The organism is Bacillus sp. FSL E2-0195 (genome assembly GCF_038003645.1).
In the GTDB taxonomy this organism is placed as follows: domain Bacteria; phylum Bacillota; class Bacilli; order Bacillales; family Bacillaceae_G; genus Bacillus_A; species Bacillus_A mycoides.
In genome coordinates, this window is record NZ_JBBOPN010000001.1 from 5,280,682 (window position 1) to 5,293,498 (window position 12,817).

Here is a 12,817-nt window from a genome sequence, read left to right on the forward strand (position 1 = left end):
ATCTTTATTTTTCCTAGGAAATATTAAATTAAACGTTAAAGCGGAAGTGCATAACATCTCCGTCTTTTACGATATACTCTTTTCCTTCTAAACGTACTTTTCCAGCTTCTTTTGCAGCTGTCATAGAACCGTTTGTCATTAAATCATCATAAGAAACTGTTTCTGCGCGAATAAATCCACGCTCAAAGTCTGTATGAATTACGCCAGCACATTGTGGTGCTTTCATACCTTGTTTAAACGTCCATGCACGCACTTCTTGCACACCAGCTGTGAAGTAAGTAGCAAGTCCTAATAAGTCATATGCAGCACGAATTAACTGATCTAAACCAGATTCTTCAATACCTAATTCTTCCAGGAATACTTTTTTCTCTTCTTCGTCTAACTCAGCGATTTCTTCTTCGATTTTTGCACATACAACGATAACTTGAGAATTTTCATTTGCAGCAAATTCTTTTACCATTTGTACATATTTATTTTCAGAAGGATCAATAATATCATCTTCACTTACGTTTGCTACGTATAGCATTTCTTTCGTTGTAAGTAAATGAAGGCCTTTAACAATCTTCATTTGCTCTTCTGTAAATTCAACAGTACGAGCTGGTTTTCCCTCTTCGAAAGCTTCTTTTAAACGCACTAAAATTTCATGCTCATATACTGCTTCTTTATCTTTTTGTCTTGCTAATTTCGCAACACGCTCGATACGTTTATCAACTGATTCTAAATCCGCTAAGATTAGTTCTAAGTTGATTGTTTCAATATCATCAATTGGATCTACTTTCCCTGAAACGTGTGTAATATTTTCATCTTCAAAACAACGAACAACTTGGCAAATTGCATCTACTTGGCGAATGTGAGATAAGAATTTATTTCCTAATCCTTCACCTTTACTCGCACCTTTTACGATACCTGCGATATCAGTAAATTCGAATACAGTCGGAACAGTTTTTTTCGGTTCTACTAATTCCGTTAATTTATTTAAGCGCTCATCTGGTACTTCTACAATCCCTACGTTTGGATCGATTGTACAGAATGGATAGTTCGCAGATTCTGCTCCTGCTTGTGTAATTGCATTAAATAAAGTGGACTTCCCTACGTTAGGTAATCCAACAATCCCAGCCGTTAATCCCATATTTTTCACTCCTATGTCTCAATCTTTCATCATTATAGATAGTAACGAAAAAAATGACAAGTTTCCACCAAATGAAAAAAAGCAACGGCTGTCTACTGCAGCTGTTGCTTTTTCACTATTCTTCATGCTTCACAAGTATTTTTTTTACCTTACGATCAAACTCTCTTCGAGGAATCATTACCGAATGGTCACACCCCTCGCACTTAACGCGGATATCCATTCCCATACGAATAATCTTCCAGCGATTTTCACCACATGGATGGGCTTTCTTCATTTCCACAACATCGTACAAGTTATATTGCTTTTGCTCCACTCTCCAAACCCCTCTCCATACTAAATTGCTTTTCCACTAACCAATTCTTCACGATTATATAAAACCATACGTGGATATGGAATTTCAATTCCATGTAAATCCAGACGAGTTTTAATCTCTTTACGAAGAGCTCTTGCAATAACTGCATGTTGCATCGGCTCCACTTCAGCAATAACACGTAATATAACTTCTGATGCAGCTAATGTTTGTACACCTAACAATTGAGGCGTTGTTACCATCTTCTCGTACTTTGCAGGTAATTCTACTAATAACTCTTCAATTACTTGCTCTGCTTTTGCTATATCGGCCTCATACGAAATAGATACATCAACGAATGCTACACTATTACTAACCGAAAAATTAGTAACTTGAATAATACTTCCGTTTGGTAAAGTATGAATTTCCCCTGTCCAGCTCTTTAGTTTCGTTGTACGAAGTCCAATTTCTAAAACAACTCCCTCAAACTGACCAATTCTTACATAGTCACCAACTGAAAACTGATCTTCTAGCAAAATAAATAGTCCTGTAATGACATCTTTCACTAAACTTTGTGCACCAAAACCGACTGCTAAACCAATTACCCCAGCACCAGCTAATAGACCTGATGCATTAATATCAAACACACCTAAAATCGCAATTAACATAATGAACATAACAACGTATGCCACAATATTTTCAAGCAACTTCGCTACCGTAACTGTACGACGTTCTGAAATTTGAATCGGCGAACGGCTTCCCATACGAAACGCATTTCGTACAATTGCCCTTGCAACTCGCACAACGATTGCACCAAGTATTAAAATAACGATTATTTTTAGTGACTTCACACCTATATTCGTCCAATCAATGGACTCAAACCATTTCAACGCTAAATCCATGTCCCTCTACCTCTCTAGCTAAAATTTCTTTTTAGTTATCCTTATTATTGTATCAGAACTCTCTCTGATTTCTGAAAAAAATTTATGACTTTAATTCCATTTGTTAACTTCCATTCAGGTATAAAATGAAACGAATATATATATACTAGTACTATTATTTCCGTTTTCATTCACAGTTTGTAAAAAGTATGCACTTATAATTTTCCATTTCACACACCATATAACATATTGTGAAAATTTATTAAAAGGATGGGTGCTTCATGAATATTAGAAGTTTTCGCTTACCTTTTTTTGAAAAAGAAACTCAAAATGTTATGCATCATGACTTAGAAGCCTCTGAGACAATCAGTAATTTCTTACTTTCCCATATTCCCGTTAAGACTAATATGCCACTCATTCTCGTTTGTATCGGAACAGACCGTTCCACCGGTGATGCACTTGGTCCATTAGTTGGTACTAAACTAGAACAAATTGAAATCAAAAACCTTCAAGTATTCGGCACACTAGACGAACCAATACATGCACTAAATCTAGAAGAGAAAATTCAGAATATACAGAAAGAAAATCCTACTTCATTTATTATTGCTGTTGATGCATGTTTAGGAAAATCTCAAAGTATCGGTTCTATAACTACCGGAAAGGGCCCCAGTAAACCTGGAGCTGCGATGAATAAGAAATTACCTGAAATTGGTGATTTGCATATTCATGGCATCGTAAATTTAAATGGTTTCATGGAGTTTTTCGTACTTCAAAATACAAGACTAAGTTTAGTTATGAAGATGGCCGATGTAATTGCACAAAGTATAAAAGAAACCGATCAAAAATTATCTGCATTAAAAAAAGCAAACCATCTATAAACAATAAGATGGTTTGCTTTTTAATTTCCCTTTGATAATAATTCTAAAATTCGATTTAAATCTTCTTTATTAAAAAATTCGATTTCGATTTTACCTTTTTCTTTTTTCGTTTCTTTAATTTTTACATCCGTACCAAACTTTTCTCTTAAAAACGTTTCACGCTCTACAAAAAATATATTTCTTTCTTTTTTCACTTGTTGTGTTTCACGTGAAACACGTTGATTAATTTCCTGAACAATTTGTTCCAATTGGCGAACATTCAGTCCTTCTTTTTCAATTCGCTTCAATAAAGATTTCAACTGTTCTTCATCTTTTATTGTAAGTAAAGTTCTTCCATGAGCCATTGAAAGTTGACCGTTTGCAATCATATCTTGAACGAATGAAGGGAGGCTTAACAAACGAGTATAATTTGCGATATAAGGCCTGCTTTTACCAAGACGTTTTGCTAATTGTTCTTGTGTTACATTTAGCTCGTTCATTAACATCTGATATGCCATTGCCTCTTCCATAGGATTTAAATCTTCTCGTTGTAAGTTTTCAAGCAAAGCAAATTCCATCATTTGCTGCTCATTTAATTGCCTTACGACAGCAGGCACTTTCTCAAGTCCGGCCTCTTTAGCAGCACGATATCTTCTTTCACCTGCAACTATTTCATATCCTTTAATACTCTTTCGAGCAATTAAAGGTTGCAATATACCGTGCTCTTTAATAGAAGCCGCTAATTCCTGAATCGCTTCTTTATTAAAATATTTACGTGGTTGATATGGATTCGGCCTTAATTCAGTTACTATAATCTCCTGAATTGTTTCTTCTTCTTTCACATCTAAATCTGGAAAAAACACGTTGATTCCTCTTCCTAATCCCTTAGCCACCTGCAATCACTTCCTCTGCTAAATCTAAATATACTTCTGCTCCTCTTGATTTAGCGTCATACTGCATAATTGGTTTTCCATGACTTGGTGCCTCACTTAAGCGAACATTACGAGGAATAATCGAACGATATACTTTATCTCTAAAGTATTTTTTCACTTCATCTATAACTTGAATTCCTAAATTTGTACGAGCATCCAACATCGTTAACAATACACCTTGAATTGCTAAATTTTTATTTAAATGCTTTTGCACAAGTCGAACTGTATTTAATAGCTGACTTAATCCTTCCAGCGCGTAATATTCACACTGTACAGGAATAATAACAGAATCTGCTGCGGTTAATGCATTAATCGTTAATAACCCTAAGGATGGGGGACAGTCAATAATAATATACTCATATTCATCACGAATTGGCTGTAACGCTCTTTGCAAGCGTACTTCCCGGGAAATGGTTGGTACCAATTCAATTTCAGCACCAGCCAATTGAATTGTAGCGGGTAGAACATCTAAGTTTTCAGTTGCGGTTTTCCGTATGGCACCTTGAACATCTGCATCTTCTACAAGAACATTATAAATACATTGATCTAATTCAGACTTTTCAATCCCTACACCAGTCGTTGCATTTCCTTGAGCATCAATATCTACGAGAAGGACTTTTTTTCCTACTTGTGCCAATCCAGCCCCTAAATTAACGGATGTTGTTGTTTTTCCAACACCGCCTTTTTGATTAGCAATAGCAATGATTTTTCCCATGATGTCACCTACTTTCAACCTTTCTTTCTTATTCTAGAAACAATTACGTTTATTGTAACATGAAATAAAAGTTTTTCTTTTACGTCCTTATTAAACTTCAAAATTTATTTCTAAACTCCTTCTTGCTTTAACAAGAAAATATAGTAAAAGAGACCTCTCCAGTAGGATAAGGTCTCTAGCACGTAATTATTTTTTCTTCGGAATTTTAATCGTAATTTGATAGTATTCATCAAACTCTTCTTCCGCAGAATTAACATTCAAACCACTATTAGCAACCATTTGTAATGATTGTCTAATCGTGTTCATAGCAATTCTCGCATCTCGACTTACTGCTTTTTGCTTCGCTTTGCGCTTTGGTTTTACTTCTTCTAATAACTTTGCAATTCGTTCTTCTGTTTGCTTTACATTCAATTGCTTCTCCACAATCTCTTGTAAAACCTTCAGTTGTAATTCCTCATTCTTCAAAGGAATAAGGGCGCGAGCATGCCGTTCTGTAATACTTTTTTCTAATAATGCACTTTTGATTTCTTCAGGCAATTTTAATAATCGCAATTTATTTGCGACTGTCGATTGTCCTTTTCCAAGTCGTTGTGCCAATGCTTCTTGTGTTAAATTATGTAACTCAATCAGCTTTTGATATGCCACAGCTTCCTCAATTGCTGTTAATTCCTCACGTTGCAAATTTTCAATTAACGCTACAGAAGCTGTCTCAGTATCATTTAAATTCTTTATTATTGCAGGAACTTTTTCCCACCCTAACTTTGTTGCTGCGCGGAAACGCCTTTCCCCGGCAATAATCTCGTACTTATCATCCTCATACTGTCTCACAACAATCGGCTGGATAAGCCCATGTGTACGAATCGTTAATGCTAGCTCCTCAATACGTGCATCGTCAAAAACTGTTCGTGGTTGATAACGGTTAGGGGTAATGTTTACTATCGGAATTTCCTGTATTTCTTCATATACCTTTTTAGCTATTTCTTCATGGCTTTCGTCTTGTAATTCGAATTCGCTCTCTTTATCTCCAAAGCCAAATAAACGAGAAAACGTATTTTTCATACATATTCCACCACCTTTTAGGCCTATTGACTGTTCTACATAAAATGTTTCCTATGAAACATTTACGTTTTCATTTATATAATTTAATCTTACGTCTAATAAGATTTATTTTTCAATAGGTAATTTATTGGGCGTTCCCGGTTTGCGTGGATATTTCTTTGGTGTCTTGCGCTTTTTCTCGATTAATAAAATATTACGCTCGCTTTCTTCAAACGGTAATTGGAACGTAGACATTTCTTTCAATTCTCCGCCAAGTACCTCTAAAGCATATTTGCCATTTTCGATTTCTTCGTTCGCCGCTGCACCTTTCATTGCAATGAATGTTCCCCCTACTTTTACAAGTGGTAAACATAGCTCACTTAATACAGAAAGACGTGCAACTGCACGTGCCATTACAATATCGTATGCTTCACGTACACCTTCTTTTTTTCCAAATGTTTCAGCACGATCATGACAAAATGCAACATCACTTAATTCTAACTTTTGCGCTAAGTGATTTAAGAAATTAATACGTTTTTGTAATGAATCTACAATTGTTACTTTTAAGTGTGGGAAACAGATTTTTAAAGGGATACTTGGGAATCCAGCTCCTGCTCCAACATCACAAATAGAAAATGGTTTCGAAAAATCATAATAAAAAGCCGCTGTAACAGAATCAAAAAAGTGTTTTAAGTATACTTCTTCTTTCTCCGTAATAGCCGTTAAGTTCATTTTTTCATTCCACTCTACTAATGTTTCAAAATAGATTCCGAACTGCTCTAACTGTCTAGAAGAGAGGGAAATACCCTTCTCTTCTAGCATAGATTGAAATTGTTCTATGTTCATCTAGCAATATCTCCTTACTATGTTATTGGTTCGATACTCGTGCAATTTTTCCTTGTTCAATGTAAATAAGCAAAATGGAAACATCAGCTGGATTTACGCCAGAAATACGTGAAGCTTGCCCCATTGAAAGCGGACGAACATCTTTCAATTTCTGTCTCGCTTCTGAGGCAAGGCTAGAAATCGCATCATAATCAATATCCACAGGAATTTTTTTGTTTTCCATTTTCTTCATACGTTCTACTTGCTGTAAAGATTTTTCAATGTATCCTTCGTACTTGGTCTGAATTTCAACTTGTTCCGTAATTTCATCACTTAATGGTACTTCACTTGGTACTAAAAGATGAATATGCTCATATGTCACCTCTGGACGACGTAATAAGTCACTTGCACGTATTCCATCTTTCAATTCACTTCCGCCAATACTACGAATTAATTCTTGAACTTCAGGACGCGGTTTAATAAAAATACTCTCTAACCGTTCCTTCTCCTGTTCAATTTGTAACTTTTTATTTGTAAATCGCTCATAGCGATCTTCTTTAATTAAGCCAATTTCACGACCAACTTCAGTTAAACGAAGGTCAGCATTATCATGGCGTAATAATAGGCGATATTCTGCACGAGACGTTAATAAACGATATGGTTCATTTGTACCTTTCGTTACAAGGTCATCAATTAAGACACCAATATAAGCATCAGCACGACCTAAAATAACTTCTTTTTTACCTAAAGAACGACACGCTGCATTAATCCCAGCCATAAGCCCTTGTCCTGCTGCTTCTTCGTAACCAGAAGTTCCGTTAATTTGTCCTGCTGTATATAAATTTTTAATTTTTTTCGTTTCAAGTGTTGGCCATAGTTGAGTTGGTACGATCGCATCATATTCAATTGCATAACCCGTACGCATCATTTCAACATTTTCTAGGCCAGGAATTGTTCTAAGCATTGCACGCTGTACATCTTCTGGTAAGCTCGTCGATAAGCCTTGTACATATACTTCTTGTGTATTACGTCCTTCTGGCTCTAAGAAAATTTGATGACGTGGTTTATCATTAAATCTTACTACCTTGTCTTCAATTGAAGGGCAATATCTAGGCCCTGTTCCTTTAATCATACCAGAATACATAGCTGAGCGATGTAAGTTTTCATCTATTAAACGATGTGTTTCTGTACTTGTATACGTTAACCAACATGGAATTTGATCCATAATAAATTTTGTCGTTTCAAAAGAGAAAGCACGTGGCTTATCATCACCTGGTTGAATTTCTGTTTTACTATAATCAATCGTATTACTGTTTACACGCGGAGGTGTACCTGTTTTAAATCTAACAAGATCAAAACCAAGTTCCTCTAAGTGTTCAGATAATGTAATAGATGGTTGCTGATTATTTGGACCACTTGAATATTTTAAATCTCCCATAATAATCTCACCACGTAAAAATGTTCCCGTTGTAATTACAACTGTTTTCGCTGTGTATTCAGCACCAGCTTGCGTAATTACCCCTTTACATACACCATCTTCAATAATTAAACGCTCTACCAGACCTTGAAACAACGTTAAGTTTGGTGTTTCTTCAATTGTTTTCTTTAATTCATGCTGGTAAGAGAATTTATCAGCTTGTGCACGAAGCGCGCGTACAGCTGGTCCTTTACCCGTATTTAACATACGCATTTGAATATGTGTTTTATCAATATTGCGTCCCATTTCTCCGCCTAATGCATCAATTTCACGAACAACAATCCCTTTTGCTGGTCCACCAACAGAAGGGTTACATGGCATGAACGCTACCATATCTAAGTTAATTGTTAACATTAATGTTTTTGAGCCCATTCGTGCTGCCGCAAGACCAGCTTCACATCCTGCATGACCTGCACCGATTACTATGACATCATATGAACCGGCATTGTATCCCATTGTTTATTCCTCCTAATAACCTCTATCTTACTAAATCATCTCTGATTAAAGTTTTACTTTATTTTCCTAAACAAAATTGAGAGAACAATTGGTCAATTAAACTTTCATGGACAGTATCACCAGTAATTTCACCAAGTATTTCCCACGCTCTTGTTAAATCAATTTGAACCATATCAATCGGAACACCATTTTCTATCGCTTCAATTGCATCGTTAATTGTTCTTCCTGCTTGTGTTAATAATCCGATATGTCTCGCATTAGACACGTATGTCATATCCGCAGAATCAATTGTTCCTTCAAAGAATAAATCAGCTATTGCCTTTTCAAGCTCATCTATTCCTTGCTCCTCAATTAAAGATGTTGTAATAACACGATTGCCTACCGCTAAATCTGTAACACGTTCCATATCAATTCCTTGCGGTAAATCTGTCTTATTTACAATGACAATGAAATCTTTTCCTTGTACAGCACGGAATAGATCCTCATCTTCATTTGTTAAAGCCTCGCTATAGTTCACTACAATTAACACTAAGTCCGCTTGGCTCATCATTTCCTTCGAACGCTCTACACCAATTCGTTCAACAATATCTTCCGTTTCACGAATTCCGGCTGTATCTATAAGTTTAAGTGGTACACCACGCACATTAACGTACTCTTCAATAACATCACGAGTTGTTCCTGCAATATCAGTTACAATTGCCTTTTTCTCCTGAACAAGACTATTTAATAGCGATGATTTCCCAACGTTAGGTCTACCGATAATCGCGGTAGAAATGCCTTCACGTAAAATCTTTCCTTGCTTCGATGTTTCTAATATCTTTGCAATTTCAGCACGGACATGTGTAGCTTTCTCAATTAAAATATTATGCGTCATCTCTTCTACATCATCATATTCTGGGTAATCTATATTCACCTCAATATGAGCTAATGTTTCTAATATTTCTTGACGCAGATGGCCGATTAATTTAGATAATCGTCCTTCCATTTGGTTAATCGCTACATTCATAGCACGATCTGTTTTCGCACGGATTAAGTCCATAACAGCTTCTGCTTGTGATAAATCAATACGTCCATTTAAAAAAGCACGTTTTGTAAATTCACCAGGCTCTGCCAGTCGTACTCCTTGCGCTAAAATAAGCTGTAATACTTTATTTACCGAAACAAGTCCACCATGACAGTTAATTTCTACTATATTTTCACGCGTAAAAGTCCTTGGTGCACGCATAATGGACACCATAACTTCTTCAATAACTTGATTTGTATCTAAATCGACAATATGACCATAATGAATTGTATGAGAAGAAACCTGTGTTAAATCCTTCCCTTTAAAAATACGATCGACTTTCTCAATCGCATCATCCCCACTTACTCGAACAATGGCAATTGCACCTTCCCCAAGTGCTGTGGAAATTGCGGCAATTGTATCAAATTCCATGTCCTTTCACCTCACTTGCTTATTTATCTCTATTTCAACATGAATTTTTTCCGTCACTAAATTATTAGGATACCATAACGAACCTATCTACAAAAGAATAATAACTCATTTTATTATGTCCTTATGTAAAAAACACTAAACTTATTCACAGTGGATAAGTTTAGTGTTTTTTAGTTATCCACATTTATTTTCTCCTCAAAAAAACCGGCACTCAATTGAGTAACCGGTCACTTGGAAGATATTACAACATACCGATGTGGTTCTTTCCCTTCAGAAGTTGTAATGATATTTTGATGATTAGATAATGCTTGGTGAATAATTTTTCGTTCGAAAGAAGGCATTGGTTCTAGAACAACTCTTTTTTTCGTACTCACTACTTGTTTTGCTAATCGATAGGAAAGAGTTTCTAACGTATTTTTTCTTTTACTACGATAGTTTTCAGCATCCAGTGTAATACCAATATATTGCTTTGTATTACGGTTCGCAACAAGCTTTGTTAAATACTGTAAAGAATTCAACGTATTCCCTCTTTTACCAATTAAAACACCAATATTTTCACCAGAAATTGTAAATTCAACTTCGCGTCCTTTTACAATTTTTCTAATCTCAACTTCCACACCCATATTTTGAATAACATTTTTTAAATATTCTTCACATTCTTGGATTGGATCTTTTTTCAATACAACTTCTACAACAGCGGGGCGATTCCCAAATAAACCTAGGAACCCCCTCTTACCCTCATCGATAATATTTATATCTACTCGATCTTTCGAAGCATTTAATTGTCTTAAAGCATCTTGTACTGCCAGCTCGACTGTTTGTCCTTTAGCAGTAATCATACTCACTTGCTTGATCCTCCTGCCTTACTAGCCTTAATTTCAGGCCCTTTGATCATATACATTTGAGCGATACCAAAGATATTACCAACTACCCAGTACAATGATAGTGCTGCTGGGAAGTTAATTGCAAAGACTAAAATCATAATTGGCATAAGCCAAATCATCATTGCCATTTGCGGATTTTGTCCAGCCGTTCCTGCCATTGCAAGCTTTTGCTGAATAAACGTCGTAATAGCTGCAACAACTGGAAGGATATAGAAAGGATCCGCCTGTCCTAAATCGAACCATAAAAATGTATGTTCACTAATTGCTGTTGTTCTCATAATCGCATGATAAAACGCGAATAAAATAGGCATCTGAACAAATATTGGTAAACATCCTGCTAATGGGTTTACACCATTCTTTTGATATAACTGCATCATTTCTTGTTGTAGTTTTTGCTGTGTTGCTTGATCTTTAGAACTATATTTCTCTTTTAATTTCACCATTTCTGGTTGTAACGCCTGCATTGCTTTCGTACTCTTCGTTTGTTTAATCATTAATGGTAATAATGCAAAACGAATGATAAGAGTTGTAACAACGATTGCTAAACCGTAATTACTACCAAATAATTCTGCAAAATACGTGATTAACTGAGAAAGCGGGTATACGAAATATTCATTCCAAATCCCAGTGCTTTTCGGTGTAATCGGTTGATTTGTTTCACTACAGCCGGTAGCAATTGCCATTAGCATAATAACCATGGCTAATAAACCTATTTTCTTTTTCAAAGCCTGCTCCTCCTTGTTTCGGTATGTATATAGTGTAATTCATTTCCTTACGCTACTTTTTTATTCTTTTCATACCAGAGCGTTTAAAGACATGAATTAAGCTTTTCTTTAACTCTTCATATGTCATCTCTGCACAAGGCTTCCTTGCTATTATAACAAAATCTTTTCCAGAATCTATCTCATCTTTTAATTCTATAATCGATTGGCGAATCATACGCTTAATTCGATTACGCACTACTGCATTTCCTATTTTCTTACTAACAGAAAGACCAATGCGAAAATGCGGCTGTTTTTCTTTATCTAATTTGTATACAACAAACTGGCGATTGGCATTCGATTGTCCTTTTTGGAAAACAGCCTGGAATTCATCATTCTTTTTTATACGATTTTTTTTCTTCATATCATTTGACACTCCTGTATTTCATCAGCGGAAACTCATTATTATTAGAAAAAAAGACCACTGAACGATCAGTGGTCTACGCAGATAATACTTTTCTTCCTTTACGACGACGAGCTGCTAGCACTTTACGTCCGTTTGCTGTGCTCATACGGCTGCGGAAACCATGTACTTTGCTGCGCTTACGTTTATTTGGTTGGTAAGTTCTTTTCATTATATGACACCTCCCTGAGGAATATCTGTTAAAGACAGTCTAATAAATTATAGTAAATCAAATAGGAAAATGTCAATGGTTCTCGAAATTTTCATCAAATATTCATTTTTAACCTATTCACACACTTTTTCACAGTCCCTATATTTCCTTGTGGATAAATATATTTTCTCTTTTTTGTATCCACAAACTCTTTTTTTACTTTTACACAGTATATCGTATTGTGGACAAGTTTATTCCACAAGGTATTGATTTTGTGGATAACTTTCTTAAATTCATTGCTATAGCTGCTTTTTTTTGATATTATAGTTGTGTTTTCACTTTGAATAAGTTTTCCACACCTTTATTTTATCCACAATTTGTGTATAACATGTGGATAGTTTAAATCACATGTGAGTAAATAGTTGTCCACATGTGTTATTTTGTCGAAAACTCTATCTCGGATACTAACGACGTTTTTATATTTTAAAATACGTTTCGTATAAATATGCATTAGAAATATTTACAGGTTGTACAATTGTTGCGCAACCTTATTCTTTTACCATCTTTGTAAAGGAGGGACACCT

The 12,817-nt window shown here is 35.5% G+C and carries 14 protein-coding genes; 1 reads left to right on the forward strand and 13 read right to left on the reverse strand.

Annotated features, from left to right (window positions below; translation table 11 throughout):
* Window positions 1-28: 28 nt before the first annotated feature.
* From ychF to MHH59_RS27365, 3 genes are all read right to left on the reverse strand, one after another.
* On the reverse strand, window positions 29-1,129 hold the full coding sequence (ychF, locus tag MHH59_RS27355; RefSeq protein ID WP_128283082.1) for a redox-regulated ATPase YchF: 1,101 nt from the start codon (window positions 1,127-1,129) through the stop codon (window positions 29-31).
* Between the two features lie 115 nt (window positions 1,130-1,244).
* The gene (locus tag MHH59_RS27360; RefSeq protein WP_000436054.1) at window positions 1,245-1,442 is read right to left on the reverse strand and encodes a DUF951 domain-containing protein; all 198 of its coding nucleotides are present in this window, start codon (window positions 1,440-1,442) and stop codon (window positions 1,245-1,247) included.
* A gap of 20 nt (window positions 1,443-1,462) precedes the next feature.
* Window positions 1,463-2,320: a mechanosensitive ion channel family protein gene (locus tag MHH59_RS27365; protein WP_340852884.1), complete on the reverse strand. Its 858-nt coding sequence runs from the start codon at window positions 2,318-2,320 to the stop codon at window positions 1,463-1,465.
* A gap of 260 nt (window positions 2,321-2,580) precedes the next feature.
* Between MHH59_RS27365 and yyaC the strand changes: the two genes are divergently transcribed.
* On the forward strand, window positions 2,581-3,177 hold the full coding sequence (gene yyaC, locus MHH59_RS27370; RefSeq protein ID WP_002130189.1) for a spore protease YyaC: 597 nt from the start codon (window positions 2,581-2,583) through the stop codon (window positions 3,175-3,177).
* A 20-nt stretch (window positions 3,178-3,197) separates the two neighbouring features.
* Here yyaC and spo0J read toward each other — a convergent pair whose 3' ends face one another.
* The 10 genes from spo0J to rpmH form a co-directional block, all read right to left on the reverse strand.
* Entirely contained in the window at window positions 3,198-4,049 is an 852-nt protein-coding gene (gene spo0J, locus MHH59_RS27375; protein WP_170935246.1) for a stage 0 sporulation protein Spo0J, read from the reverse strand.
* Window positions 4,042-4,803: a sporulation initiation inhibitor protein Soj gene (soj, locus tag MHH59_RS27380; protein WP_002016469.1), complete on the reverse strand. Its 762-nt coding sequence runs from the start codon at window positions 4,801-4,803 to the stop codon at window positions 4,042-4,044. Before soj ends, spo0J begins: the two co-directional genes overlap by 8 nt.
* Window positions 4,804-4,989: 186 nt before the next feature.
* Window positions 4,990-5,862 (reverse strand): nucleoid occlusion protein, encoded by an 873-nt coding sequence (noc, locus tag MHH59_RS27385; RefSeq protein WP_002016471.1) that lies wholly within the window; start codon window positions 5,860-5,862, stop codon window positions 4,990-4,992.
* A 105-nt stretch (window positions 5,863-5,967) separates the two neighbouring features.
* Window positions 5,968-6,687 (reverse strand): 16S rRNA (guanine(527)-N(7))-methyltransferase RsmG, encoded by a 720-nt coding sequence (rsmG, locus tag MHH59_RS27390; RefSeq protein WP_002016472.1) that lies wholly within the window; start codon window positions 6,685-6,687, stop codon window positions 5,968-5,970.
* Between the two features lie 22 nt (window positions 6,688-6,709).
* Window positions 6,710-8,599 carry a tRNA uridine-5-carboxymethylaminomethyl(34) synthesis enzyme MnmG gene (gene mnmG, locus MHH59_RS27395; RefSeq protein WP_002130192.1) on the reverse strand — a complete coding sequence of 630 codons (1,890 nt, stop codon included), beginning with the start codon at window positions 8,597-8,599 and terminating at the stop codon, window positions 6,710-6,712.
* A 58-nt stretch (window positions 8,600-8,657) separates the two neighbouring features.
* On the reverse strand, window positions 8,658-10,034 hold the full coding sequence (mnmE, locus tag MHH59_RS27400) for a tRNA uridine-5-carboxymethylaminomethyl(34) synthesis GTPase MnmE (protein WP_002130195.1): 1,377 nt from the start codon (window positions 10,032-10,034) through the stop codon (window positions 8,658-8,660).
* 227 nt (window positions 10,035-10,261) lie between these two features.
* Window positions 10,262-10,879 carry an RNA-binding cell elongation regulator Jag/EloR gene (jag, locus tag MHH59_RS27405; RefSeq protein ID WP_002130196.1) on the reverse strand — a complete coding sequence of 206 codons (618 nt, stop codon included), beginning with the start codon at window positions 10,877-10,879 and terminating at the stop codon, window positions 10,262-10,264.
* Complete coding sequence (gene spoIIIJ, locus MHH59_RS27410; protein ID WP_002130197.1) at window positions 10,876-11,643, reverse strand: YidC family membrane integrase SpoIIIJ; 768 nt, start codon at window positions 11,641-11,643, stop codon at window positions 10,876-10,878. Before spoIIIJ ends, jag begins: the two co-directional genes overlap by 4 nt.
* Window positions 11,644-11,695: 52 nt before the next feature.
* Complete coding sequence (gene rnpA, locus MHH59_RS27415) at window positions 11,696-12,043, reverse strand: ribonuclease P protein component (RefSeq protein WP_002089963.1); 348 nt, start codon at window positions 12,041-12,043, stop codon at window positions 11,696-11,698.
* Between the two features lie 76 nt (window positions 12,044-12,119).
* Window positions 12,120-12,254, reverse strand: a complete 135-nt coding sequence (gene rpmH, locus MHH59_RS27420; protein WP_000831901.1) for a 50S ribosomal protein L34 — start codon at window positions 12,252-12,254, stop codon at window positions 12,120-12,122.
* Between the last annotated feature and the right edge of the window lie 563 nt (window positions 12,255-12,817).

Coding starts and splice junctions, on each gene's coding strand:
- mnmG (WP_002130192.1), bottom strand. CDS start 8,599: ATGGGATACAATGCCGGTTCATATGATGTCATAGTAATCGGTGCAGGT.
- mnmE (WP_002130195.1), bottom strand. CDS start 10,034: ATGGAATTTGATACAATTGCCGCAATTTCCACAGCACTTGGGGAAGGT.
- rsmG (WP_002016472.1), bottom strand. CDS start 6,687: ATGAACATAGAACAATTTCAATCTATGCTAGAAGAGAAGGGTATTTCC.
- MHH59_RS27365 (WP_340852884.1), bottom strand. CDS start 2,320: ATGGATTTAGCGTTGAAATGGTTTGAGTCCATTGATTGGACGAATATA.
- noc (WP_002016471.1), bottom strand. CDS start 5,862: ATGAAAAATACGTTTTCTCGTTTATTTGGCTTTGGAGATAAAGAGAGC.
- yyaC (WP_002130189.1), top strand. CDS start 2,581: ATGAATATTAGAAGTTTTCGCTTACCTTTTTTTGAAAAAGAAACTCAA.
- soj (WP_002016469.1), bottom strand. CDS start 4,803: ATGGGAAAAATCATTGCTATTGCTAATCAAAAAGGCGGTGTTGGAAAA.
- rnpA (WP_002089963.1), bottom strand. CDS start 12,043: ATGAAGAAAAAAAATCGTATAAAAAAGAATGATGAATTCCAGGCTGTT.
- rpmH (WP_000831901.1), bottom strand. CDS start 12,254: ATGAAAAGAACTTACCAACCAAATAAACGTAAGCGCAGCAAAGTACAT.
- ychF (WP_128283082.1), bottom strand. CDS start 1,129: ATGGGATTAACGGCTGGGATTGTTGGATTACCTAACGTAGGGAAGTCC.